The sequence below is a fragment of the Hymenobacter algoricola genome, from assembly GCF_039539525.1.
GTDB classification, from domain to species: domain Bacteria; phylum Bacteroidota; class Bacteroidia; order Cytophagales; family Hymenobacteraceae; genus Hymenobacter; species Hymenobacter algoricola.
Genome location: NZ_BAABDH010000015.1, coordinates 1 through 21,837 on the forward strand (window position 1 = coordinate 1; position 21,837 = coordinate 21,837).

Annotated in this window: 21 protein-coding genes and 1 pseudogene; 6 read left to right on the forward strand and 16 right to left on the reverse strand. The window is 62.5% G+C overall.

Translation table 11 applies throughout. The features are described 5' to 3' along the window. The first annotated feature begins 195 nt into the window (after window positions 1-195). On the forward strand, window positions 196-456 hold the full coding sequence (locus tag ABD842_RS03450; RefSeq protein ID WP_345110106.1) for a hypothetical protein: 261 nt from the start codon (window positions 196-198) through the stop codon (window positions 454-456). Window positions 457-517: 61 nt separating this feature from the next. Here ABD842_RS03450 and ABD842_RS03455 read toward each other — a convergent pair whose 3' ends face one another. Next, window positions 518-1,246: a metallophosphoesterase gene (locus ABD842_RS03455; protein ID WP_345110109.1), complete on the reverse strand. Its 729-nt coding sequence runs from the start codon at window positions 1,244-1,246 to the stop codon at window positions 518-520. A 449-nt stretch (window positions 1,247-1,695) separates the two neighbouring features. Here ABD842_RS03455 and ABD842_RS03460 point away from each other — a divergent pair, with 449 nt between their 5' ends. Next, window positions 1,696-3,153: an RNA-binding domain-containing protein gene (locus tag ABD842_RS03460; protein ID WP_345110111.1), complete on the forward strand. Its 1,458-nt coding sequence runs from the start codon at window positions 1,696-1,698 to the stop codon at window positions 3,151-3,153. A gap of 38 nt (window positions 3,154-3,191) precedes the next feature. Here the strand turns inward: ABD842_RS03460 and ABD842_RS03465 are convergent, their stop codons facing one another. From ABD842_RS03465 to ABD842_RS03500, 8 genes and pseudogenes are all read right to left on the reverse strand, one after another. Then, the gene (locus tag ABD842_RS03465; protein ID WP_345110114.1) at window positions 3,192-3,962 is read right to left on the reverse strand and encodes a hypothetical protein; all 771 of its coding nucleotides are present in this window, start codon (window positions 3,960-3,962) and stop codon (window positions 3,192-3,194) included. Next, window positions 3,925-4,914: a hypothetical protein gene (locus ABD842_RS03470; RefSeq protein ID WP_345110117.1), complete on the reverse strand. Its 990-nt coding sequence runs from the start codon at window positions 4,912-4,914 to the stop codon at window positions 3,925-3,927. The genes ABD842_RS03465 and ABD842_RS03470 overlap by 38 nt, the downstream gene beginning before the upstream one ends. A 12-nt stretch (window positions 4,915-4,926) precedes the next feature. Continuing rightward, on the reverse strand, window positions 4,927-5,508 hold the full coding sequence (locus tag ABD842_RS03475; RefSeq protein ID WP_345110120.1) for a hypothetical protein: 582 nt from the start codon (window positions 5,506-5,508) through the stop codon (window positions 4,927-4,929). A gap of 9 nt (window positions 5,509-5,517) precedes the next feature. After that, window positions 5,518-5,820, reverse strand: a complete 303-nt coding sequence (locus tag ABD842_RS03480; protein WP_345110123.1) for a helix-turn-helix domain-containing protein — start codon at window positions 5,818-5,820, stop codon at window positions 5,518-5,520. Between the two features lie 156 nt (window positions 5,821-5,976). Then, window positions 5,977-6,246 carry a hypothetical protein gene (locus ABD842_RS03485; protein WP_345110126.1) on the reverse strand — a complete coding sequence of 90 codons (270 nt, stop codon included), beginning with the start codon at window positions 6,244-6,246 and terminating at the stop codon, window positions 5,977-5,979. Window positions 6,247-6,379: 133 nt separating this feature from the next. After that, a pseudogene (locus ABD842_RS21170) lies at window positions 6,380-6,811 on the reverse strand (DNA cytosine methyltransferase); the annotation flags it as partial. After that, window positions 6,808-7,095, reverse strand: coding sequence for a helix-turn-helix domain-containing protein (locus ABD842_RS03495; RefSeq protein ID WP_345110131.1), 288 nt, complete (start codon window positions 7,093-7,095; stop codon window positions 6,808-6,810). The gene ABD842_RS03495 and the pseudogene ABD842_RS21170, both read right to left, overlap by 4 nt. A gap of 2 nt (window positions 7,096-7,097) precedes the next feature. Next, entirely contained in the window at window positions 7,098-7,361 is a 264-nt protein-coding gene (locus ABD842_RS03500; protein WP_345110134.1) for a hypothetical protein, read from the reverse strand. A gap of 102 nt (window positions 7,362-7,463) precedes the next feature. Here ABD842_RS03500 and ABD842_RS03505 point away from each other — a divergent pair, with 102 nt between their 5' ends. Both ABD842_RS03505 and ABD842_RS03510 read left to right on the forward strand, forming a co-directional pair. Further along, window positions 7,464-8,342: a LexA family transcriptional regulator gene (locus ABD842_RS03505; RefSeq protein WP_345110137.1), complete on the forward strand. Its 879-nt coding sequence runs from the start codon at window positions 7,464-7,466 to the stop codon at window positions 8,340-8,342. A 222-nt stretch (window positions 8,343-8,564) separates the two neighbouring features. Further along, window positions 8,565-10,124: a hypothetical protein gene (locus ABD842_RS03510; protein ID WP_345110140.1), complete on the forward strand. Its 1,560-nt coding sequence runs from the start codon at window positions 8,565-8,567 to the stop codon at window positions 10,122-10,124. A 15-nt stretch (window positions 10,125-10,139) separates the two neighbouring features. Here ABD842_RS03510 and ABD842_RS03515 read toward each other — a convergent pair whose 3' ends face one another. Both ABD842_RS03515 and xrtX read right to left on the reverse strand, forming a co-directional pair. After that, window positions 10,140-10,649, reverse strand: coding sequence for an XrtX-associated membrane protein (locus tag ABD842_RS03515; RefSeq protein ID WP_345110142.1), 510 nt, complete (start codon window positions 10,647-10,649; stop codon window positions 10,140-10,142). Then, window positions 10,642-11,208, reverse strand: a complete 567-nt coding sequence (gene xrtX, locus ABD842_RS03520; RefSeq protein ID WP_345110144.1) for an exosortase X — start codon at window positions 11,206-11,208, stop codon at window positions 10,642-10,644. Before xrtX ends, ABD842_RS03515 begins: the two co-directional genes overlap by 8 nt. 174 nt (window positions 11,209-11,382) lie before the next feature. On the opposite strand from xrtX, the gene ABD842_RS03525 reads away from it, so the two are divergent. Continuing rightward, complete coding sequence (locus ABD842_RS03525) at window positions 11,383-12,384, forward strand: AAA family ATPase (protein WP_345110146.1); 1,002 nt, start codon at window positions 11,383-11,385, stop codon at window positions 12,382-12,384. Between the two features lie 79 nt (window positions 12,385-12,463). On the opposite strand, the gene ABD842_RS03530 is transcribed toward ABD842_RS03525, so the two are convergent. The 3 genes from ABD842_RS03530 to ABD842_RS03540 form a co-directional block, all read right to left on the reverse strand. After that, window positions 12,464-14,194 (reverse strand): T9SS type A sorting domain-containing protein, encoded by a 1,731-nt coding sequence (locus ABD842_RS03530; protein WP_345110149.1) that lies wholly within the window; start codon window positions 14,192-14,194, stop codon window positions 12,464-12,466. A gap of 27 nt (window positions 14,195-14,221) precedes the next feature. Beyond that, window positions 14,222-15,634: a T9SS type B sorting domain-containing protein gene (locus tag ABD842_RS03535; protein WP_345110151.1), complete on the reverse strand. Its 1,413-nt coding sequence runs from the start codon at window positions 15,632-15,634 to the stop codon at window positions 14,222-14,224. Window positions 15,635-16,117: 483 nt separating this feature from the next. Further along, window positions 16,118-17,860: a T9SS type A sorting domain-containing protein gene (locus tag ABD842_RS03540; protein WP_345110154.1), complete on the reverse strand. Its 1,743-nt coding sequence runs from the start codon at window positions 17,858-17,860 to the stop codon at window positions 16,118-16,120. A gap of 588 nt (window positions 17,861-18,448) precedes the next feature. On the opposite strand from ABD842_RS03540, the gene ABD842_RS03545 reads away from it, so the two are divergent. Further along, complete coding sequence (locus tag ABD842_RS03545) at window positions 18,449-19,270, forward strand: class I SAM-dependent methyltransferase (protein WP_345110156.1); 822 nt, start codon at window positions 18,449-18,451, stop codon at window positions 19,268-19,270. A 3-nt stretch (window positions 19,271-19,273) separates the two neighbouring features. Here ABD842_RS03545 and ABD842_RS03550 read toward each other — a convergent pair whose 3' ends face one another. Continuing rightward, a complete protein-coding gene (locus ABD842_RS03550; RefSeq protein ID WP_345110158.1) occupies window positions 19,274-20,536 on the reverse strand; it encodes a polysaccharide biosynthesis C-terminal domain-containing protein in 1,263 nt (420 codons plus the stop codon). Window positions 20,537-20,557: 21 nt separating this feature from the next. Beyond that, window positions 20,558-21,775 (reverse strand): glycosyltransferase, encoded by a 1,218-nt coding sequence (locus ABD842_RS03555; RefSeq protein WP_345110160.1) that lies wholly within the window; start codon window positions 21,773-21,775, stop codon window positions 20,558-20,560. Window positions 21,776-21,837: the final 62 nt, after the last annotated feature.

The following is a 21,837-nucleotide window of genomic DNA, read 5'->3' on the forward strand; positions in this document are numbered from 1 at the left end:
ATGTGAATTTCGCTTCAACCATCGCTACGAAAACGTGTATAAAGTCTTGCTCAAAGAACTTCGCCAACGGCCCCTCTAAGCTCGATTTGCTTCCTAAGCCCCTTGCTTTTTAAGCATATAAAGCCATTTTGCTAGCTTGTTGCTCGTTTTGGCAATCTGAAATTAATTTTTCAACTAATAAAAATAGCAAGTAAAATGAGCCAGTTTCTACCTGATGAAGAATCCATGACCGAGATTTTTGGAGCCCATATGGCACGGGGAATGCGGTTTGAATTTGAGCCGGCGCCTTACTTCCATGGCTATGCCCTGAAGGTGCGGATGGGCGCGGGCAGTGACGTGGTGCCCATGCTGCCATTGCCGGAGGACGAGATGCAGACACCGGAGGATGCCCGAGCCTGGCTGGAGCATTTGCGGGACACGATGATGGGCCGGTTTATGAGGACTATTGAGCTATAGCGGCACACAGCTCCTCGACTAATATTCCTAAAATAGCCCGCCCGGGAACGAGCCGGGCGTGCTATTTTGTGAGCTGCAGCGTCAGGAACTCGTCGGGGCTGTGGTCGTGGCAGTCGGCGACAATAAAACCGGTCTGGGTGGCTTCGTTGATTTCAGAATGAATGTGCGGCTGAGGCGTGTGGCCCACCACCTGGATCAGGCGGGGCAGTAGGCCCCGGCTCAGGTGCACGGGGCGCACCCACAGGGGGCCGTCGACCCGGTCGCGCCCACCGTTATAGCCGGACACCTGCCAAAGCAGCTGCCGGCCCTGCTCTGACGCCAGCAACTGGTTGAGGGTGTCGGCTATGTTGTCGGGTCGGGCATGGTGGCCCACCAAAAGACGAATAGCCAGCCGATTAGACTCCAGCCACATATCGGAGACACCGGCGTGGGTGAACAAGTAGGACCCGGCCTGCCACGCCACCTGAAACAGGGCTTGGTGCGTTTTGAACAGGATATGCAGCGCCGGGGCCAGCTGGGGGCGGAAGCCTGAGCACTGGAAAGCGGGGTAGAACAGATAGGGGAAGCAATGATTGCCCAGCAGCAGGATGACCCGCTCGGGCTCCCGTTCGCGCAGCAGCAGCACATCGATGAAGTTGTCGAGCATGGGCTGGTCGGCAACAGTGAAGCTGTCGAGGTAGTCCCCGAGGAATATTACCCGGTCAGTCGCGGCGGCGGCGGCTAGGAAGTCTGCCACCGGCTGGCGCCAGTTGGTGCGGCCGTGAAGATCGGGGACGACGAGGATGCGCATAAGTCTGAGACCAGTATAGAGAATAAGGTACCGGGTGCCCACAGGTACAGTTTTTTGTGACGAAACAAATATGTCTCTGGGTCAAGACATATTTGTTTCGTCACAAAAAGCGGCTTAATAGCCTGAAAAAGCAATTTTTATGGCAAGAGCTTTCATTAATCTATCGTCATCCTTTCGTCATTCCGCCGTTGACGAAAGGATGACGAAAGGATGACGAAAGGGCCAGATGCAAGCGGAATGTCAGTGAATCATTGACTAGCACTCAGACGCACAAGTTGCCGTAGCTCCATCTGCTTCAGGAATGTGGATAACTTTATCCTGTGCAAGTCACTTATGAATGGCTATGCTATTTACAGGCTTTATCTTCAGCTAAAGAGGCGTAAATTTGCTTGCTGACGCGCTTTTCTTATGAAGCGCTATGAAGCAAAACGCGTAGCAAGTCCAATTTCGTGTACGAAGACCAGTCTCCTCTCCGCAGCCTCCTCGACCGTCTCCTCAAGCTGGGAGAGCGGGAATGGGTTGAGTTTAAAGTAAACAACACCAACCCCGATGAAATCGGCAAGCGCCTCTCGGCCCTGGCTAACGGAGCCCGGCTACACGGACGGGAATGCGGCTATCTGGTGTTTGGGGTGCAGGATGCGCCGATTGCTGTCGTGGGGACGGATTTCAGCCCCCGTACCGCCAAGAAGGGCAACGAGGACCTGGAAATGTGGCTGAGCCGGATGCTGGAGCCACGCATTGACTTCCGAATTGCGGAGTTCGAGTACGATGGCCACGCTATGGTTATGTTGGAGGTGCCGGCCGCCGAAGACCGGCCGGTGCGCTTTCAGAACGAAGCCTACATCCGCGTTAACAGCATTACCAAGCCCCTGCGCGAATACCCCGATAAGGAGCGCAAGCTTTGGCACACGCCCGCTCGGCAGGTATTCGAGAAGGGGGAAGCCGCCGGCCAGCTCAGCGCCGACGAAGTCGTTCAGCGCCTCGACGTGCAGGCTTACTTTGAGCTGCTGGAGCAGCCTCTGCCCCACACCCAGGCGGCCATCCTTGACAAGCTCATGCACCAGAAGCTCGTAACCAAGCGCGCCGGCAGCTACGGTATCACGAACCTGGGGGCCATTCTATTCGCACGCCGGCTGGCTGACTTTGAGGGCCTGGAGCGCAAGTCCGTGCGGGTAATCGTATACGACGGACCCAGCAAACGCAGCAAGACCCTGCGCGAACAGCCCGGCGTGAGAGGCTACGCCGCCGGCTTCAAAGGGCTAATAGAGTGGATCAATAGTCAGCTCCCGGCCAACGAGCTCATTGGGCAGGCGCTCCGCCAGGAAGTGCGGCTCTATCCGGAGCTGGCCATCCGCGAACTGGTGGCCAACGCCCTGGTACACCAGGATTTTGCGCTGACGGGAACCGGCCCGCTGGTTGAAATCTACTCGGACCGCATCGAAATTACCAACCCCGGCCTGCCCATTATCGACCCTCTGCGTTTCATTGACGAAAACCAGTCGCGCAACGAGCAGCTGGCTTCGCTGATGCGCCTGGCACACATCTGCGAGGAACGCGGCAGTGGCATTGATAAGGCAGTGGGAGAAGTGGAGCTTTATCAATTACCGCCGCTGGAATTTCTGCCCACCGAGAAGCACACCAAAGTGGTGCTGTTTGCTCCCCGCCCCCTGGAGAAGATGGATAAAGGCGAGCGGGTGCAGGCCGCCTACCAGCACTGCTGCCTGCTCTACGTTATGCGCCAGAAGATGACCAACCAAACCCTGCGCACCCGCCTCAACATTGCCGATGAGGCCTACAGCACCGCCACGCGCATCCTCAACGATGCCCTGGCAGCTAAGCTCATCAAATACGACGAGCCCGAAGGCTCGTCACGCAAGCACGCCCGCTACATTCCCTTCTGGGCATAGGCTGAACGAGACATAATGATGCGGATACCTGGGCCTGCTCATGCGGTATTGGGTCGATATTTCTCGGCCAGGCGGCGGTCTTCGGTGCGGTGGCGGGCGTTGATCTGCTTGTGGGCCTCGGGGCTGGGCTGCCAGTCGGACCGCGGGTTGCGGTGGGTAGCGGCGGTGGTTTCGGCGCGCAGCTGCTCAGCCTGTTCAGAGGTGAGGAGGCCACGCTTTTCCTTCTGGCTGATGATGGTGAGGCGCTGGCGGATGTGCTCGGCGTTGGGGTGGTCGTCGGGGATGCGGCGGGCCAGGCCCTGGGTCAGCTGCGGGGCTACCTGCTGGAGTTGAGCTAATTCCTGCTGCTGGTTGCTGGTCTGACTGGCTTTCTGGTCGAGGTGCTGCTGTTCGAGGCGTTCGGCTTTGCGGTTGAAATACTCCTGCAGCAGCGCGTAGATGCGGGACGGGTCGAGGGATTGATAGAATTTGCTCCCACGGGTGCGGGCTTCCTTCAGGGCCAGGATGATGTCCTTGAGGCTGTCGTGGGTGTAGGTGTGGGCGAGAGTATCGGCCATTTCCAGGATGTCGGCCGCGTCGGGCTTGTCGGGCACGCGCAGCGAGTCCATGAATGCCCGCAGGATGATAACCACCAGCTTGACCAGCACGGCCTCTCCTAACTGGCGGCGAAGCTGAAACAGCTTGGGCGCCTGCGCGGCCTGGGCGGGTGTCAGGCCCACGGACAGCTCGGCCAGCAGGGCACGGGCTTCGGGGTTGGGCGTGCCGGCCAGCTCACGAATCGTACTTGGAGCGGTAGCCAGTGCGAGCAAAGAGTGTTCCGGCGTCGGTGGACGCAGCGCCGGGCTGGTAGGCACTGATGCCGGGGGCCAGTTTGAGGCGGTTATCGTGAGCATCGTTGAGGAAGAATTGAATGGCGGTGGCGTGCCAGTCGCGGCGGCGGGGCGGGTGGCCCTTCTGCCGCCAGGCGCTGATGCGGGCGTGGTAGTAGCGTAGGTCAGCCAGCGCGTAGTCGGTACCTTCAAAAGCAGTGGCGAAGTCGTCGTAGCTGGCTAATTCAGATTCCATGAATGGCACCTCGGGACGGCGTGCGTGGCTAGGGCCTACCCTCTTTTTCTTTGGCGCGCCCCGCTCTAGTCGCGGCGTCTTTTTCTGGGTTTCACCTGCGCCATTGGTCGGATTTGTCAGATCAGATGAATCGTCATCACCTGAAAGCTCTTCGTCCGGCCAAATCTGCCCCTCTTTTTTTTTCGGTCCGCCGCTGCCGTTTTGATGTAGATGTTTACTACTACAATCTGTTTTATTCTCTATAAGGAGTACCGGGGGCACTTCTGCCCTTGGTGAGTCTTTTACCGGGGCCACTTTCGCCCCTGATAACCGGGAGGTATCGGGAGCATTTTTGCCCGTGGTAGAAGGTGATTTATCGGGGGCGTTTTCGCTCCTGGTAGAGCGGTTTACTTCGGGCACTTCTGCCCCCGATGCGTCGGTCAGGAAACAGCGGCTGGGCTGGTGCCGGGAGATGCTGGGCTGGTAGGTGAGCAGGCCCCATGCTTCCAGGTCGCGCAGGGCAGCGCGGTAGGTACGCTCGTTACCAATGTGGGCTACCTGCATGATGGTCTGGTGGTGCAGATCTATTCCAGGGGCAAAATGGCTGGCGTTCCACTGGAAGAACAGTGCCCAGTAGAGGCTGACGTGGTGGGGCGTGGCGGCGGGCTGGCGGCTCAACTGCTCATGGATGGCGCGGGTGTGGCAGATGTAGTTCACAAGCCGGCGGCGTTAGGCGCCGACTCCCAACTGCGGCACTGCGGTGGGCGAATCGAACAGGTCCAATTGGCAGTGCTCAGTGCATTTGCCTCGTAGCGCAGCCTCAACTTCAGTTAAAGCGTCAAGGACGGCCGTGTCGAGCAGGCCCGCATAGCTGTAGGCTTGGCTGGTTTCATCGTCGTAAGCGACGTAGGGGCTCGTGAGGTTGAGAATCTTGCCGCCACTGAGCATGCGTTGGCCAATGAGCGTAACCCCGCCGCCGCCCTGGCCGATGCTCAGGCCGGTAACGGTGAACTGGTCGAAGTGCGTGGGTAAAGCTTCGGCCGGGTCCTCAGGCCAGTAGGTGGGAGTTTCGGTCAGCTGCTCGGTCAGCAGGCACAGGTGGGGCACCAGGCGGCTGAAGGCGTGCAGCAGGTCGGGGTGAACCAGCTCGTGCGCGGTGAGCGTGAAGGCGCGGGGTGGGGCCTCGTCGGTGCGCTGCTCCGTGAATTCGCAGGCGAGCTGCTGATTTTTGATTTTGGCCTTCTGGATACGGATGACGGACGGCGTGGCTGGCGCGTCGGGGCCGACGATGGGGGCAAGCTGGGTAGTCATAAAGAAGTTCTAGTTGGGTAAGGGGCCGTCCAGCGGGCGGCGGTTGTAGCGGGTGAGGTAGCGGGTGAGCTCGGAGAGCCGAAAGCCCCACTCCTTTTCATTGATATGCAAACCCTGCAGGCGGCCCTGGCGGCGGGCATTGCGGACGCCTTCGGGCTTGAGCCGTAGGTAGAGAGCAGCCTCGCGCACGGTGAGGATGCGGTCGGGTGGAGCGGCTGGGGTGCTGAGTTTTTCCACCTCAGTCCGGAGGCGGGCCACTTCATTGAGGAGGCCGTTCCACTCGGCCTCGGAAACCAGGATAACAGCTTGCATCACAGCAGGGTAAAAGGTGGAGCAATACCCCGTTAACAAGCGAGCCAGCCGTTGGCATTTGCTTTCAGAGCGCCGCGGAAAGGCCGGCTTCGTAGTCGGCAACGAACTGAAAGAACCGGGTGGGAATCTGAGGTACCAGCGCGTTGCCGGCCGCTTTTATGGCGTGGCGGGCCCAGCCTTTCGGCTCCGGCGCATCTGCTGGCGCACCAGCTGCATCTGCGCTTCCGTCAGGTCGCACCAGTTGGGGGGAAACCCCATCAGCTCGAGCACGAAGCGGGGGTTGAGTGAGCTGCCAAGAACCGGGGCCGCTTGCTCCCGCGTCAGGGCCACGGCCAGGCCCCGGTAGGCACTTGGTCGTAAGCGGTTCAGACGGCTGGGGTAGGCCTGGGGATTCTGGGCATCGTTGGCTATGGGCGTGGGCAGCATCCTCACCAGCAGAGCCAGCGTAGGACGTTCCGCCGCCCCCGGTGACGGGCTGCGGTTGATACGGCCAGAGCCGGCGTCCACGGTCGTGGGTGTGGGCCAGAATCCAGACTCGCTCCCGCTGGTGCGGGGCACCGACACCGCAAGCCGGAATAAGCAGCGGCCAGACTTCATAACCTGCAGCTTCCAGGTCAGTGAGCACAGCGGCGAGGCCCAGGCGGATGTGGTGAGCAACATTTTCACCAAGGACCCAGCCGGGCCGCAATGCGTCAACAAGGCGGAGCATCTGCGGCCAGAGCGCACGGTCATCTGCCGCGCCGCGGCGCTTCCCGGCGGCGCTATAAGGCTGGCAGGGGTAGCCGCCGGAAATAATGTCAACTGGCGTGGGGTTGTGGACATCGTGAATGTCGAGGTACTGATGGGCGTGAGGAAAATGCCGGCGGCTGACGGCGTTGCAGAACGGGTCATTTTCGACCGTCCAGGTGGTTTGGATACCCGCCAGACGGGCCGCCAGCGGGAACCCGCCGATGCCGTTGAACAGCGCCCCGTGAGTGAGTTGCCGGCTCATGCGGCCGGGCGGTGGTAGCGGCGTGGGTAAGCATCGAGGGCGGAGCGGCGGAAGCCCCAGTCCTTATCGTTGAGGCGCACGCCGGGGATGCGGCCCAGGCGGCGGGCCCGCCGCAAGGCCTCGGCGCATAGCCCGATGTAGGCAGCGGCCTGCTCGGTTGGCAGCACTTCATCCGGGGCAGTGTCCGACGCGCTGGCTCTGTGCTGCTCGGCCGTTTCGAGTTTCTCCAGACGACCCAGAATCTGTTTCCATTCAGGCTCGGGAATGAGGACGACGGTCTGCATGGCTACTGCTCGGTTAGCTGGGCAATACGCTGCTGGATGATACGCTGCGCGGCCTTCTCCTGCTCGATAGTCTCCAGTAGTGCATTAACAATCACCGGAGTGCCGTAACCGCGCCGAATGACGCTGTGCAAGGTGCTGCGCGTGAAGCTATGACCCTGCTGCGTAAGCTTTTCCAGCGTGTCCTGCACAATAGTGGTCCTCGCCCCCAGCTGTCGGACCAGTTCATGAAGGGTGGAGGTTTTGCCGTTATTACGCGGTTGTTTCATGTTATTATGCGAAAAAAATGTATATTTGTCTTGTACCTGCTACAAAACAGTACACATATTACCATGCTTTTTGCATAAAAGAAAACCAAAACACGCCTAATAATGCAACAAGTTGAATCACAGGACAATAATTCTTTGTCCGGCACCCTGGATGCTGAGGTAGGCAGTCGTATCAAAGAGCTGTTTAAGCAGCACAACCTGACCACGTACGAGGCCAGTGTGAAGCTGGGCTATGGGAAGTCAAGCAAGCTCTACAAGACGCTCAGTGGCGAAGTGAAGCCCTCCTTCGAGACCCTGTTTGACATCTTCGCCTGCTTTCCGAATGTGTCAGCGGACTGGCTGATGCTGGGCCGGGGCCCGATGGAAGTGGGCGGCAAGTCCTCTGTCGTGAACGTCACGCCGCCATATAAGAACAGCAGCCTGCAGGTGCTGACGGTAACAGTGGATAAGGATGGAGAAGAAACCACGGTACTAGTGCCTGTGCATGCCCAGGCTGGCTACTCCCTGCAGCACAACGAAGCAGTGTACCTGCGCGACCTGCGCCACTACAAAATACCGGGATTTGAACACGGGTCGTATCGCGCCTTCGAGGTGGCGGGGGACAGCATGATTCCCATCTTCAATCACCATGACGTGGTGGTAACGTCCTTAGTGGAAGACCGGCGGCTGCTGGAGCCGGGGGAGGTATACGTGGTGGTAACTACTGAGAGTGTCATGCTCAAGCGCATCCGCCAGCAGATTACGTCGCCCGACATGGAGGTGCTATTGTTCTCAGACAACCCACACCGCAAGCCTTACCCACTGGAAGCCCGCGACATTCAGCAGCTGTGGCGTGTACGCGGCTACGTGTCAAGTTTTATTCCCAGCACACCCGATATTACTACCGAGCGTTTATGGGAAGTTATCGAGCTGCTGGGCCACGATAAGAGCGAAGTGAAGCGGTTTTTGGTAGAGGAAGCCCCCTCTGACGCCCCCCATTAAAAACGAACAGCCGTTGCGAGTTGCGCAAGCGGCTGATGAATAAATAGTTACCGAGTCTTTCGGTTGTGAGGTTCTGTCACCGTCTCTGGTACTCCTGTAAGAACCCTTTTCGCAGTTTGTGGAAAGGGTTTTTTTGTTTAAAGCTTTCCCATGACGGCGGCGCTTCCGGGAGCCGGGGGTTTTGCCTATTTTTGATAGGTATTCTTATTCGCTTACGCCTGCATGGACGATTTACGCACGACGCTGCTTTCCTTCTCGGCCGAAGACCGCAAAGACCTGGGACGGTTTATTCAGCGTCAGGGCAAGGTGCAGACAGGCCGCCTCGATACGCGCCTGTTCGAGCTGCTGCTACAGCAGCGCGAATACTCCACCGACGAGCTGGTGCCGCGGCTGTACCCGGAGGAACCCAACGCGGTGGCCTATTATGCCTTGCGCAAGCGGCTGCTAAGCCATATCACCGATTTTCTGCTGCTGCGCCAGCGCCACCAGGACCCTACGGCGGCTTCCTCGGTGCGGGGGCAGCTCACGTTGGCCGAGTACCTGTTTGAAGTTGGTGTGCCGCGGCTGGCCTGGGGCGCGCTGCGCAAGGCCGAGAAGCTGGCCCAGACCCACGAGCAGTACGAGCTGCTCAACACCGTGTATAACCTGCAGATTGCCCAGGCCGACAACGAGCATGCGGAGGATCTGACCGACATCATCCGCCGCCGCACCCTGAACAAGAAGGCGGCCGAGGAAGAGGAGCGGGCCGGTATTGCCCACGCCCTGATCCGGCAGCGGCTGCGCGAGGCCCGCCTGCTGGGCCGGGCCGGCGACGCGTTCAACACCATTATTCAGGAGGTGCTGCGCGAGTACGATCTGCAGGAGGCCTTTGCCCGCCGGCCGTCGTTGCTTTACCGGCTGCTGGCCATTACCCGCAGCGCCATGCTGGCCCGCGGCGACTTTATCTCCTTCACCCCCTTCGCCATCCGCTGCTACCGGCTGATGGAAAAGCGCCACGGCTTCACGCCGGCCCACCGCTACTACCAGCTGGGGCTGCTGTACATGATTGCCCACGGCCTCTACCGCAGCCGGCGCTTCGACGAGTCGGTGGCGTACCTGGATCAGCTGAAAGCTGTGCTTCACACCGAGCCGCGCAGCTACATGGCCGACTTCTACCCCAAGTATACCTTCCTGCTGGCCGCCAACTACGCCTTTCTGCGCCGCAACCAAGACAGCATCCGGCTGTTGGAGGACTTGCTTAAAAGCCGCGAAACAACCCTGGGCGCCCGCGACGAGCTGACGGCCCGCCTGGGGCTGGGCTTCCACTACTTCGCCGAGGGCCAGTACCAGCGCACCAACCGCGTGCTGATGAGCATCGGGCGCACCGACCGCTGGTGCGAGCAGCAGATGGGGCTGGAGTGGGTGGTGATGAAGAACATCGGCGAGATGCTGGTGCAGCTGGAAATGGACAACCCCGACGTGGCCCTGAACCGGGTGCGGGCCATTGAGCGCAGCCTCAAGGAGCGGGTGGAGGAGGGCGCTGCCACCTACCACTACGTGCTGACCTACCTCAAGCTGGTGCGTGAAATCATTGAAAACCCGGCGGTGGTGAAGACGCCCGGCTTCATTGCCCGCGTCGACCAGATGCCGCAGGCCCTGCCCGAGGAGCGCGAAGGGCTGCAGGTGCTGAGCTTCTTCGGCTGGCTGCGGGCCCGCATTGCCGGTCGGCCCTACTACGAAGTGCTCATCACCATGACCGAGCCCGAAGCGCCACACCTCCCCGCACCCGAAAGCCCGCTGTGACGACGGCCCCGGCCGCTAGCGCCGGACCGGGGTCGGGGGCTGGTACCAGTGCAGCAGCGGCACCAGCATAATAACCGGCAGCGGCGACACGATGAAGTCGATAAGGCGGCGGGCCAGCTGGTAGGCCCAGGCGGCGTCGCCGGCCAGCTTGCCGGTGAGTACCAGCACCGCGCAGGCCCCGAATACGGCGCCGTAGAGCTGCAGGGCCAGCCGCAGCCGGCGGGCATCGTAGAGGGCCAGCACCAGCAGCAGCAGGCAACTGCCGGTGTAGAGCAGCGAATAGGTCACCACCGAAATCAGGCTGCGCTTGGTTACCAGTCCGCTGATGCCCTGCTGCAGGGTGGCCGCCTGGTCGGCGAGGCCGAGCAGGGTGAGCAGCTGCTGCCAGAACCGGTCGATGGCCACCAGCACCGCGTCGGAATACACGCCCACGGCAAACAGGGCCAGCACCAGCACGGCCGCCAGAATGCCGCGCAGCACCAGGACCGACGGCCTGGTCAGGCCCCGGAGTTGGGCCTCAGGCATAAGCAGGGGCTGAATGGTCGGCACTGCCCGGCGGCGGGCCGGCCAGGCGGCGCGCCCAGAGCATCCAGAGCAAAAAGATGCAGGCGTAAACCACGAAGGTGAACGTGTAGTGGTGGTTGAACTCCACCGACTCGTGGTAGTACAGATGGTTCAGCGCCAGCCCGCCCACGCGGATAATGTTGAGCAGGTAGATGGCGGCCATACCCAGCGGAATAAACCACAGCTTGCGGCGTACGGGGCCGGGAAAAGCCAGCACGAAGCCGGCAAACAGCGCGTACAGAATCAGCCCGTTGCAGGGGTTGCCCACGTGCACCACCGGCTGGCCGTTGAGCAGCACCATGTAGGGGTCCTGGGCGTCTACGGCGGCAGCGAAGCCAAAGAGGCGAAGCGCGAAGGCGCTGGCCGCGGTAATGTTGGCCGACAGCGCCGCATCCAGCCGCCCATCGACGGCCAGCCACCGCTCGTAGCCAAAAAACCAGAGCCCGTACAGGGCCACCGCCACCAGCAGAAAGCGGCGAATCGATGACGGGGGCAGGGAAGCGGGAGAAACGGCGGGCATAGGCCGAAATATACCACGTTGCGCGGAAGCAGCCAATACCGGCGGGCTTGACCTGAGGGGGCAGCCGGTAGTGCAATGGGGTGGGGGGCGGCAAAAAGGCGCTGGCCGCGGCAGCGTTGGGGCATCCCGGGCTTTTTCTACCTTTGATACCATCACCGTGGTTTTCCCGCTAGTATGTTCGATTCTTCGTCGTTACCCTCCGCCACCCCGGCCCTGGCCCCTGATTACCAGCAGAAGATCAAGCAGGTCTTCGCCGAGGTCGGCAAGGTGGTGGTGGGCCAGCAGTACATGGTGGGGCGCCTGCTCATCGGGCTGTTTACCGGCGGCCACATCCTGCTCGAAGGCGTGCCGGGCCTGGCCAAAACCCTCACCATCAGCACGTTGTCGAAGGTGTTGCACCTGCACTTCCAGCGCGTGCAGTTTACCCCCGACCTGCTCCCCTCCGACCTGGTGGGTACCATGATTTACAACCAGGGACAGTCGGTATTCGAGGTGAAAAAGGGGCCCATCTTCGCCAACCTGGTGCTGGCCGACGAAATAAACCGTTCCCCGGCCAAGGTGCAGAGTGCTCTGCTCGAAGCCATGCAGGAAAAGCAGGTCACCATCGGCGAAACCACCTACCCGCTGGATCTGCCGTTTCTGGTACTGGCTACCCAGAACCCGGTGGAGCAGGAAGGCACCTACCCGCTGCCCGAGGCTCAGGTCGACCGGTTTATGATGAAGGTGTACGTCGACTACCTCAAGAAAACCGACGAGCTGGAGGTGATGCGCCGCATGGCCAACATGAGCTACGTGGGCGAGGTAAACCCCATCCTGACCAAGGACGACATCTTCGCCATCCGCAACCTGATCAACCAGGTGCAGATTTCCGAAACGCTGGAGAAGTACATCATCGAGCTGGTATTTGCCACCCGCCGCCCCGCCGACTACGACCTGGCCGAGTTTCAGCAGTACGTGCAGTTTGGGGTGAGCCCGCGGGCCAGCATTGCCCTGCACCGCGCCGCCAAGGCCGTAGCGTTCCTCGATGAGCGCGACTATGTGCTGCCCGAAGACATCAAGGACGTGGCCGGCGACGTGCTCAACCACCGCATCCTGCTCAACTACGAAGCCGAAGCCGACGGCATCAAAACCCAGGACCTGATTGACGCCATCCTGCGCAAAGTCCCGATCAGCTGATTTTTGATGTGTTGATTTTGCGGTGTGCTGATGGGCTGATGGGGGGATAGGTCTGGAGCGTTGACGGAGGGCACACGGCCTACTGCAGGATGAGGCGCGTCGTCTGCCAGCGTTTGGCGGCGGTTTGCGTGCGCAGGAGGTAACAGCCGGCTGGCAAGCCGCGCAAGTCCAGCCGCGACGGTTCGGCACTGGCTTTGGCCGGCGCGGGCAGCATGCCCCCGGCCCGCCGCCGGCCCAGCATATCTATCAGCTCCCAGGGGCCGGCGGCGGAGAGCCAGAGCCAGCCATCGGGACAAGGATTGGGGAATACGCGCAGCGGTAGCTCAGACTGTCTGGCCGCCGCCGCCAGCGGTTGGCCGGTGGTTACGTCGGCGCTGAGCAGGAAGCGGCCCAGGGTGCGGATTTCGCGGGGCGGCTTCAGCCCCGTCAGGGCCGAGTCGCCGGCTGCCGAGTAGTAGGCACTGTCGCGCATAAAGGGCTCTTCCTGGGTAGCCAGGGGGAAATAGCCGTTGGGCCGGGGCGTAGAAACCTGCGCCAATCCGAAGTAGAAGGCCTGACCCCGCACGAGTACGGGGGAGGGCAGCGCCAGGGTAAGCCACCGGTCACGCTCCGTATCGAGTACGACATGGTCGGGGGTGCGGGCCAGCAAGCGGCCCTGCTCATCGAGTACGATGCCGAACACGACGCTGTTCTGGCCAAACTGGTAGCTCAGGTAGGCCCGCACGGCCCGCACGGTCGTCGGGTCATGCAGGGGCATTCGGCAAAGCATGGTGCCCGAGCCCTGCCCAAAGCCGACGCCGCTGGCCGGCGTGGGCAAAGGCGGATTGCCCACGGCATAGCTCAGCTCGTGCTCCGTTACCTGCACCGAGTCGAGCCCGGTGTTGTTGGCCGGCTCATCGTCGGCGGGCAGGCTCACGCGTAGGTAGGCGCGGCCTGTGCCCGTGGGAGCCCAGCCGGGCAGGTAAACTATTTTTTCGGCTCCCGGGGCCAGATCGGCTACTACCTTCGTGACCGTGTAGGTAGCGCTTCCGCCCGCCGTGGCGCTGGCCGTGAGCGTAACGGGCAGGTTGGTGAGCAGCTGCTGGCCGGTATTGCGCACTACGGCCCGCACGGTATGCGGCAGCACGCCCGGCTGCCGGGCCAGCTGTCCGGCCGCGTACAGGCGCACCACCTGCGCGTCGCGGGCGGGCGTATCATAGCCCAGCCGCACTACCGGGCGATGCGCACTGGCCTGGGTAAGCTGGGGGGGAGGAAGCTGCCCCGTTTCTACCCGGATAGCCTGCGCCCGTTCCGAGTTGGTGTCATAGGTAGCCCCGGTGGCTGATTTGGCGGTGGCTACCCATTCGTAGGCCAGGTAAAAGCCCTGGCCATTGTGCGTGTAAGGGTTTGTGAGCATAAGGTCGATCCAGCCCGCGGCAGCCGGGATGGTGAGCGGGCCGTCGTATACCAGCTGAAACGGCGTCGGCAGCTGGAGCAGGTAGCTCCAGTCGGGGGCCAGGCTGTAGTTCGTATCCGAAGTGGGGCGCAGCCACACCCGCAGGGTGCCCGTGGCAGTCGTGGCGGCCGGCGTCCGGATCAGGAAGCCCACCGACCGGACGATGGTGCCCGCCGGGGCCGTCACGTCGGCGGCCGGGTAAATGGCGGCGGCGCGATGATAGTCCTTGGAGCCGTCGGGCCCGCGGCTCAGGTTGGAAGAGTTGGGCATACCGGGAGGCGGAACCCGCACGTAAGAAGTAGCCAGCTGGGCCCGGGCCGGGGCCGCGCTGAGCAGGCTCAGCAGCAGGGCCAATAAGTGGAAGCGGACGAACATAGAAAATCGGAAAAACAGAGAGAAAAATCAGCGGCTGAGCGTCACCGGGCCTTTTATCGTCCGGGTCTGCCCCCGGCAGTCCTGGTAGTCGAGCTGGTAGAAATACACGCCCTCGGCGGCCCCGCTGCCCGCCCAGCGGGCGGCGGGGTCGCGGGTTTGGTACACGAGCTGGCCCCAGCGGCTGAACACGCGCAGGTGGGCATCGGCCAGGGCCGCACCGCGCAGGGGTTGAAACTCCTCGTTGAGGCCGTCGCCGTTGGGGGTGAAGATGTTGACGCGCGTTTGCTCCGCGCCGCCGCCCGCCGCTACCGTCACCGGCTGGGTCAGAACAGCGCCGGTGGGCAGAGCTAGACGCACGGTGTAGGTACCCGGCCGGGCGTAGAAGTGCGCGGCGAAAGGGCCGACGGCCGTATTGGCCGCGCCGGCCGTGGCGTCGCCGAAGTCCCAGCGGGGGGCCGTGCCGCCGGGGCTGCCGGCCCAGAACCGGACCGAGTCGCCGGGGCAGCCGGCGTCGTAGTTGAGCGTAGGAGCGGCAAACAGGGTATTGGCGATAATACTGGGAAAGCCGTAGCTATCGACCCCACGGGCGTACCAATGCACGCGCCGCCGAAACTGGCAGCCCGGGCCTACCACGTCGGGGCGCAGCACGGCGGCGGCGGTCATTTTGAACCCACCGTTATTCACATACCCGTTGCCCCATTTCTGGCCGTCGCTCACCCAGATGGTGCTGTCGGGGGCCAGCTGGGGAAACGTGAATATGCGCACCGAATCCGGCGTTTCCGTGGGTGAGCCCAGGGAGGTGAGTAGCCGGCGGGAGCTACTCACCTGCTCCGGGGTGGGCTGACTTAGGTCATACTGGTACAAGTGGCTGCGATACCGCTGCGCCGGCGCGTCAAGATAGTCCTCGGCACTGTATAGCACCTTGCTGTTGGGAGAAAAACATAGCTGAGCTCCTCGCCCAATATAGTTGCCGTCGTAGCTGAAAGGGAGGCCACTTTCGACTGGGGTCCCGCGTGGCGGGAACCGATGAATGCATACAGGCCGGCTTACGCTGCCGGTGGCCGGGTTAAAGTCGTACAGCGTTAGGCAATCCTGGGTGGTGCCGTTCTGGCCGTTGGCATTGGTCGAGAGCAGCTCGGTGCCGCCCCAGGCTAGGCGACGACCATCCGGCGACGCGAAGCCCGAGCCTAAGTAGGTATAGGGGCCTTGCCCGGCCAGCGAAGGCACGGCCGCCCCGATGCCCGTGGACGTAATGGGAAAGGCGAGAAACGTCCGGGTTTCGCGGGTCCGTACTACCAGCCAGTAATCACGCTGGTTCTGGTGGCGGATAGCAACCAGGCGGTTATCGTTTACTGGTTGCGACAGCACTGGGGCAGCCCGTTGTACTACCTCTCCCAGGCCCCCGTTGGCCGCCAAGTCCACTATGGCATAGTATAGCATAAGGTGGCTGCCATTTTGGTCCGAACGAGATAGATTCCAATCGGGGGGATGACTCGTGCCAAATACATAGTATTTCGTGGCGGAGCCCGGCATGGGTACGATTACCGTGCCCCATGAAAATCGGCTTTGAGCGTTCAAAACTGGATTGCCATTCCGCATTACCTGCCCCAGGGAGTTGTAAATGGTTAGGTAATCACCGGTGTAGAACAGCAACTGACCGTTGGCATCCGCGATGCTGCCGTGATAGGCTAACGAAAACTCGCCGTCCCTTCTCGGTGTGGTCTGACTGGCATCTACCGGTCGCTGGTTGAAATCGGCTTTGCCCGTGCCGAAGCACCAGACGTTATATTCTTTCTGCGCGAACGCCGGCCTGGCCAGCAGGCCGCAAAGCAATATCAGCAGAAGTACACGTGGCGTCATTGCCGTAAAGCATTGGCGGCAGCCAACGAAATCCGTTGGCTGCCGGTGAGTGAAATGCATGTTTTATTCTTTGATAATCCGCTGGCTACTCCAGGTCTGGCCATCGTAGAGGCGCAGCGTGTAAAGGCCGGCCGGTAGCGCCCGCAGGTCAAGGCTGTGAATGCCGGCTTCCTTGCTGGTGGCTTTGCGGGTCAGCACCAGGGTGCCCCGTGCGTTGGTCAGCTCTGCCCGCACGAATTGCTGCGAGCCGGTTGAGGCGATGCGTACCTCGCCGCTAGTGGGGTTGGGCGAGAGCTGGGCCGTAGCGGGGGGCAGGCGGTCGGCGCTGCCTGGGTCGGCTCCCGTGGCGGCACGTGCCCTGCCACGGCAGGAAATTACCGGGTTGGGGGTAACGGTGAAAGGTCCGCAGACGTCAAAATCGGCGCAGCCATTCAGTAGCAGGCGCACGTCGAAGCGAGTCGGTACGCCGCCGGAGAACAAATAGCTGACGGAGTTCCTAGTCGTACTCATCACCACTACCTGCACGTTACCGGGTTGGATGTTGCGCACGGAGAAGTTGTACTGAATGCCGAACGCCGGATTAGGTACCGACACGCGAAACAGGTCGGTGCCGTCGCATTGATAGTCAGCCAGCAGGCTGGTCGGGCAGGCCGGCAGGGCGGTACTGCCCACCGTAAAGGTCTGCGTGGCCGCCGCGCCCGTGCCACCGCAGGCGGTGATGGCCTGGGATGTGAGTGTCACTTGGCCATTTTGCGGCAGATACGCTAATGTGCTGTTGGTATTGGTGATAGTTTCCGTGGTACTATTAGTGCCTATCTTGGCCCCAGCCCCAGTCACCGTCCAGCGGTAGTTGGTAGCGCCACTTACGGGTTCCACCGTTACCGGTTTAGATTGCAGACTTGGGCACAGATCTGCTTGCAGTTGCAGGTTGCGGGGAGCTGCCGGCGCGGGGGCTAGGGCTAGGGCAATGTTGGCCGGCGCGGAAACGTCGCTGTTCTTGCGGCAGGGCGCGTTGTCCTGATAAGCCACTACCCGCACTTCCACATTGCTTACGTTGGGGCCAGTCGTGCTCAGGTTCAGCGTGGCCGTACTGCCAGTGCCCGAAACGGTGGCTCCGCCCGTAGCCGACCAGGCGTAGCGCGTCGCCTGGGGCACGTCGGGCACGCTCACCGTGTAGGTCTGCGTGCGGCACCGGATGCCCGAGCCGCTCACGCTGGGCGTAGCGGGCGTAGACGGGTAATAGTACACGTTGATGGTCTTGGAAACCTGGCCGCACAGAGCTAGCCATGTGCCACAAGAGTACCCGGTTACTTCGATACGGGCACCGGTAATTACTTCTCCCGCGTTGCCATTGGTAAGCACGGGGGCTAGGGGATTATAATTCCAGGGAATATAGCCGCGATTAATTGCCTGGTAGCGCGTACGCGGTACTACATCGTACAGCCGCAGTAAGATCTCCGCCTGTTGATTGTTTTCCCCTGGGTTCTGCCACTGCTCCTGGTACTCTCCACCCGAGGCAAGTTTGTATTTGATGGTCCACAGGTAGCGTGGACGGGTATCGGTGGCGCTGAGCTTGCCTACGCAGCTCCGATTGAACTCGAACTTGTGCAGCTCGGTGTTTTGCGCCGTAGTCGGGCACAAGTACACATCGCCGGTAATGTTCCAGCCCAGGCTGACATTGCCCTGACCATTATAAAAGATACGCCCGTCGCAGTTGCCACCGACACTTACCTCTACACGCAGCTCGGCAACGACCTCGGACGCTTCATTGGTACCTCGGCAGAGCTGGACGATACCCGTGTCCACGCTGTCCCAGGCAATCGTTACCAGCCGTGACTCGTCGGGTACCCTGCCACCAGGCCATGAGCTGGTTGGTTGCCCATTGATAGTCAGGGCGCCTTTGACGTGCCAGAAATAATTTTCTCCCTCGAACGTGTGCCGATACGTGGATTCCTGTATCTGCGAGCCTGCGTCCCGAGCTTCTGCCTCGGTTGGCCCGGTAATACTGCCGCCGCTGCCACCAATGGATAGTTGCGCATGTACCAGACCCGGCAACATAGTTAACAATAGGATGACGAACAGTCTTTGTGCCCCCCCCAGAATCGGTAGTGCTTTTTCATGAAATAGTTTTGATGGATGAGGCCGCAAGTACCATCTGGTTTGGCTACTTGGGAAGGAAACAATGGCATTAACTGTGACTAGTGTTATTCAGTAGAAAATTTTAACTATTTAAATCATGGTGCCCTGGAGCAGCTGCAATGGCAGCTAGTAGGGGTAAGCAGCGGTCAATTTTTAGGCTGATTTCAACGTCTTAAAACATACTTCCTAGCTCCCGGAGTATGCCGCTGCCCGCATTGGTTGCACACATAGCTAGGCGTGACCGTACTTTGTGCCATGTTTTCCTCCCGCTTTTCCAAAACCCTGCGCGGCCTCGCGGCCCTGGCGCGTAATCCCTGGCTGCTGAACGTGGTGCTGGCCGCCGATGCCAGCAGCTGGCAGCAGCGGGCCCGGGCGCACACCAGCCGCCGGCTCACGGCCCAGGGGCTGCCCGCCGTGCCGCTCCAGGCGTTTCTGGCGGCCCAGGACACCACCGTGCGGCCCTTTGCCTTTCGCGAAGGCGGTTCGCTGCCCACCGATCTGCTGCTGCTGCGGGCCCTGGTCCGCCGCGCCCCGCAGGCCCGCTACTTCGAAATCGGGACCTGGCGGGGCGAAAGCGCGGCCAACGTGGCCGAGGTAGCCGCGACAGTGTACACGCTGAATCTGTCGGCGCAGGAGCTGCGCGGGCTGGGGCTGACGGAGCGCTACATCGAGCTGCACGGCTTTTTCTCGCGGCCGCTGCCCAACGTAACCCACCTGCAGGGCAACTCCGCCACCTTCGACCTGGCGGGCCTGGGCCAGCAGTTCGACGTGATTTTCATCGACGGCGACCATAGCTACGAAGCCGTGCGCACCGATACGCGGCGGGTGTTCGAGCACCTGGTGGGGCCCACCACGGTGGTGGTGTGGCACGACGCCAGCCAGCAGCCGGGGGAGCCGCGCTGGGAAGTGCTGAGCGGTATTCTGGATGGCCTGCCCGCCACGGCCACCGGGCAGCTGGTGCAGGTCGAGAATACGCTCTGCGCGCTGTACTCGCCCACGCCCTTGCCGGCGCACCAGCCCGACCCGCTGGCCGACCCCGCGCACTGGTTTGAGGTGACGCTGCGGCCCGTCTCGTAGCGGCTACCGGATTTTTTTCACCAGGCTGCGGGCGTAGTCCAGGTCAGCTTTGCCGGGCAGAAAGGCGGGCAAGCCCGCCCCGGTAGCCCGGCCAAACTGCCAGACCAGAAACCCAGTGGAGGCCAGGTACGACAGCGTGGTAGCCAGCGCCGCACCGCTGATGCCCAGGGGCGGAATCAGCAGCCAGCAGGCCGGAAGGGTCACGAGCAGCCCGACCGTAGTAGCCAGGTTGTTGATGCGGTAGCGGCCCACCCCGGCAAAATACGTGCTGCAGATAACGTTGACGACCATAGCCACCACGCCCGGCGCCAGCCGCAGAATCACGGGGCGCGCGGCGCCAAACTCGGCGCCGAACACGGCGGCCAGCATGGCCGGCGGCAGCGCGCACAGCACCAGTACGGCCAGGGCCGTGGTCAGCAGCGTGAGGCGGGCCACCCGCAGCGTGGGCTCCACCTGAGCGTGCTTGTCGGTTGCGTGCACCAGGTCGACGTACTGAATCAGGGCCGTGCTGCGCGGAATCAGCCAGATGGCCTCGGCCAGGGCCACGCCCACGCTCAGCACGCCCACGGCGCGGGCATCGGCGTAATGGGCCACGAAGTAATAGCTCAGGCGGTAGTTGGCAAAAGCCAGGATGTTGGAAAAGTGCGCCCCCCGGCTGTGGGTGGCCAGCTCCCGGGCCGTTGCGCGCAGGCCCCGGCCGGCATTCCAGCGGTCCGGCAGGCGCAGCAGCAGGCCCAGGCTCAGCAGCAGCGGCAGCCCATAGGCCACGTAGGCGGCGTAATAATACACCGGCACGGCCCGCCAGCGCAGTCCCCCGAAAGCCAGCAGCAGACCGCCCGCCAGCAAGGCTACCTGCAGCACGGTCAGGAAGTTGTAGCCCGCTTCCCGCTTGCGGCCCAGCAGCAGGGCCGTGTTGATGGAAAAGTAAGCCTGCAGCAGCGAGAGGGCCAGCAGATGCCCCAGGTACGCCCGCGGCACGTCGCGCAGCAGCCCGACGGCCGCGGTGCCCACCCCGCAGACCACCGTGGCCCAGGCGTAGGCCGGCACCAGCAGGTGCCACAGGCTGCGCTGCGGGGCCAGGTATATCAGCGAAGACCCGCCCAGCAGCCCGATAAACAGCAGCAGCGCCGCACAGTCCGTCACGAACAAACTCACGTCGCCGCGGCCGGTGGCGCCCAGGTAGCGGGCCGTGAGCCACACAATGCCGAAGCTGAGCAGGGCCGTAACCAGGCGGGTGGCGAAATTCTGAAGAATGCGGCGGATCATGCGGGAAGGCGAAGCGGGCCGCTAAGATGCGGCCGAAATGCCGGAAGCGGCGGCCGGACCGGTCAGGATAGCCGCGTACAGGGCGGCAAACTGCTGCCCGACCCGGGCGTAGCTGCACCGGGCCTGGGCATCGGTACGCAGCGTGGCCGGGTCAAAACGGACGGTACCGGCCAGCACGGCGGTCAGGGCCTGGGTCAGGGCCGCTTCGTCATCGGGCGCAACCAGCAGGCCGAAGGAGCCCTCGGGGCGAAACAGCTCCGGCACCCCACCCGTGGCCGGACCCACCACCGGGCAGCCGGTAGCGCGGGCTTCGAGCAGCACGCAGCCAAACGTTTCGGACCGGCTAAACGAAACCAGGGCCGCGGCCTGCTGCATTTCCCGGGCCACGGCCGCATGGGGTAGCTTGCCCAGAAACGTGACGGTACCATCAGCCAGCAGCCCTAAGTCCGCGGCTAGCTGGTGCAGCGCGGCCTCGTCGGGGCCGTAGCCCGCCACGCGCAGGCGCAGCCGGGGCCACTGCGGCCGGAGCTCTGCCACCACCTGCAGCACCCCGGACAGGTTCTTCACCGCGTCGTGGAAAGCGGCTACGTGCAGCAGCTGCCCCGGTACCCGGGGCGCCGCGCCCGGCGCAAACAGCTCCGTATCGACGACGTTGGCAATGACTGCCGACCGTTCATTGCGGAAGCCCAGCCGGTGCATGGCGTCCCGCAGTCCTGCCGAAACAGTGTGCAGGGCCGCGGCCCGCCGCACCACTTGGCGCGTGAGAGTGCGCCGGAGCCAGCCGATGCCGGCGGCCCGCTCGGGCAGATAGAGGGTCCAGTGCTCAGTGATGAGGTAGGGAATACCCTGCGTGAGCTGCAGCCAGCGGGCAAACAGGCCGGTACGCAGCAGCACGTGCACGTGGGTCAGCTGGGGTGGGCCGCCCCAGTGCTGCACCAGCCGGCGGTAGCCCTTGCTCAGGCACCAGAAGTACAGCAGCAGCTTCAGCACTTTGTCCAGGGGGCCGACGCCGGTGGGCCGGGCCCGGTAGTAATAGCGCAACGTAGGCACCGGCCCCGTCAGGTCGGCTTCGCAGTCGGTCCAGCGCGGCAGGGGGCCGCGGGCCACGGCGGCGAAGAGCACGGCTACCTGGGCGTGGGGTGCAATGGCGGCCACGTGCCGGGCTACGAAGTCGCCGTCCTGGTCATCGTAGCGGTTCGGGTACCACTTGGGCAGCATCAGCACGCGGGGCAGCTTCATAGGGGCGCAAGCTACGGGTTTTGCCGGGCCGGGGCAGGTCGGGGGATAACAAAAAAACCTGC

Bases quoted from the DNA above. Each gene is read 5' to 3' on its own strand.
- ABD842_RS03450 (WP_345110106.1), top strand. From the start codon at position 196: ATGAGCCAGTTTCTACCTGATGAAGAATCCATGACCGAGATTTTTGGA.
- ABD842_RS03455 (WP_345110109.1), bottom strand. From the start codon at position 1,246: ATGCGCATCCTCGTCGTCCCCGATCTTCACGGCCGCACCAACTGGCGC.
- ABD842_RS03475 (WP_345110120.1), bottom strand. From the start codon at position 5,508: ATGACTACCCAGCTTGCCCCCATCGTCGGCCCCGACGCGCCAGCCACG.
- ABD842_RS03480 (WP_345110123.1), bottom strand. From the start codon at position 5,820: ATGCAAGCTGTTATCCTGGTTTCCGAGGCCGAGTGGAACGGCCTCCTC.
- ABD842_RS03485 (WP_345110126.1), bottom strand. From the start codon at position 6,246: ATGCTGCCCACGCCCATAGCCAACGATGCCCAGAATCCCCAGGCCTAC.
- ABD842_RS03495 (WP_345110131.1), bottom strand. From the start codon at position 7,095: ATGCAGACCGTCGTCCTCATTCCCGAGCCTGAATGGAAACAGATTCTG.
- ABD842_RS03500 (WP_345110134.1), bottom strand. From the start codon at position 7,361: ATGAAACAACCGCGTAATAACGGCAAAACCTCCACCCTTCATGAACTG.
- ABD842_RS03505 (WP_345110137.1), top strand. From the start codon at position 7,464: ATGCAACAAGTTGAATCACAGGACAATAATTCTTTGTCCGGCACCCTG.
- ABD842_RS03510 (WP_345110140.1), top strand. From the start codon at position 8,565: ATGGACGATTTACGCACGACGCTGCTTTCCTTCTCGGCCGAAGACCGC.
- ABD842_RS03515 (WP_345110142.1), bottom strand. From the start codon at position 10,649: ATGCCTGAGGCCCAACTCCGGGGCCTGACCAGGCCGTCGGTCCTGGTG.
- xrtX (WP_345110144.1), bottom strand. From the start codon at position 11,208: ATGCCCGCCGTTTCTCCCGCTTCCCTGCCCCCGTCATCGATTCGCCGC.
- ABD842_RS03525 (WP_345110146.1), top strand. From the start codon at position 11,383: ATGTTCGATTCTTCGTCGTTACCCTCCGCCACCCCGGCCCTGGCCCCT.
- ABD842_RS03530 (WP_345110149.1), bottom strand. From the start codon at position 14,194: ATGTTCGTCCGCTTCCACTTATTGGCCCTGCTGCTGAGCCTGCTCAGC.
- ABD842_RS03535 (WP_345110151.1), bottom strand. From the start codon at position 15,634: ATGCTATACTATGCCATAGTGGACTTGGCGGCCAACGGGGGCCTGGGA.
- ABD842_RS03545 (WP_345110156.1), top strand. From the start codon at position 18,449: ATGTTTTCCTCCCGCTTTTCCAAAACCCTGCGCGGCCTCGCGGCCCTG.
- ABD842_RS03550 (WP_345110158.1), bottom strand. From the start codon at position 20,536: ATGATCCGCCGCATTCTTCAGAATTTCGCCACCCGCCTGGTTACGGCC.
- ABD842_RS03555 (WP_345110160.1), bottom strand. From the start codon at position 21,775: ATGAAGCTGCCCCGCGTGCTGATGCTGCCCAAGTGGTACCCGAACCGC.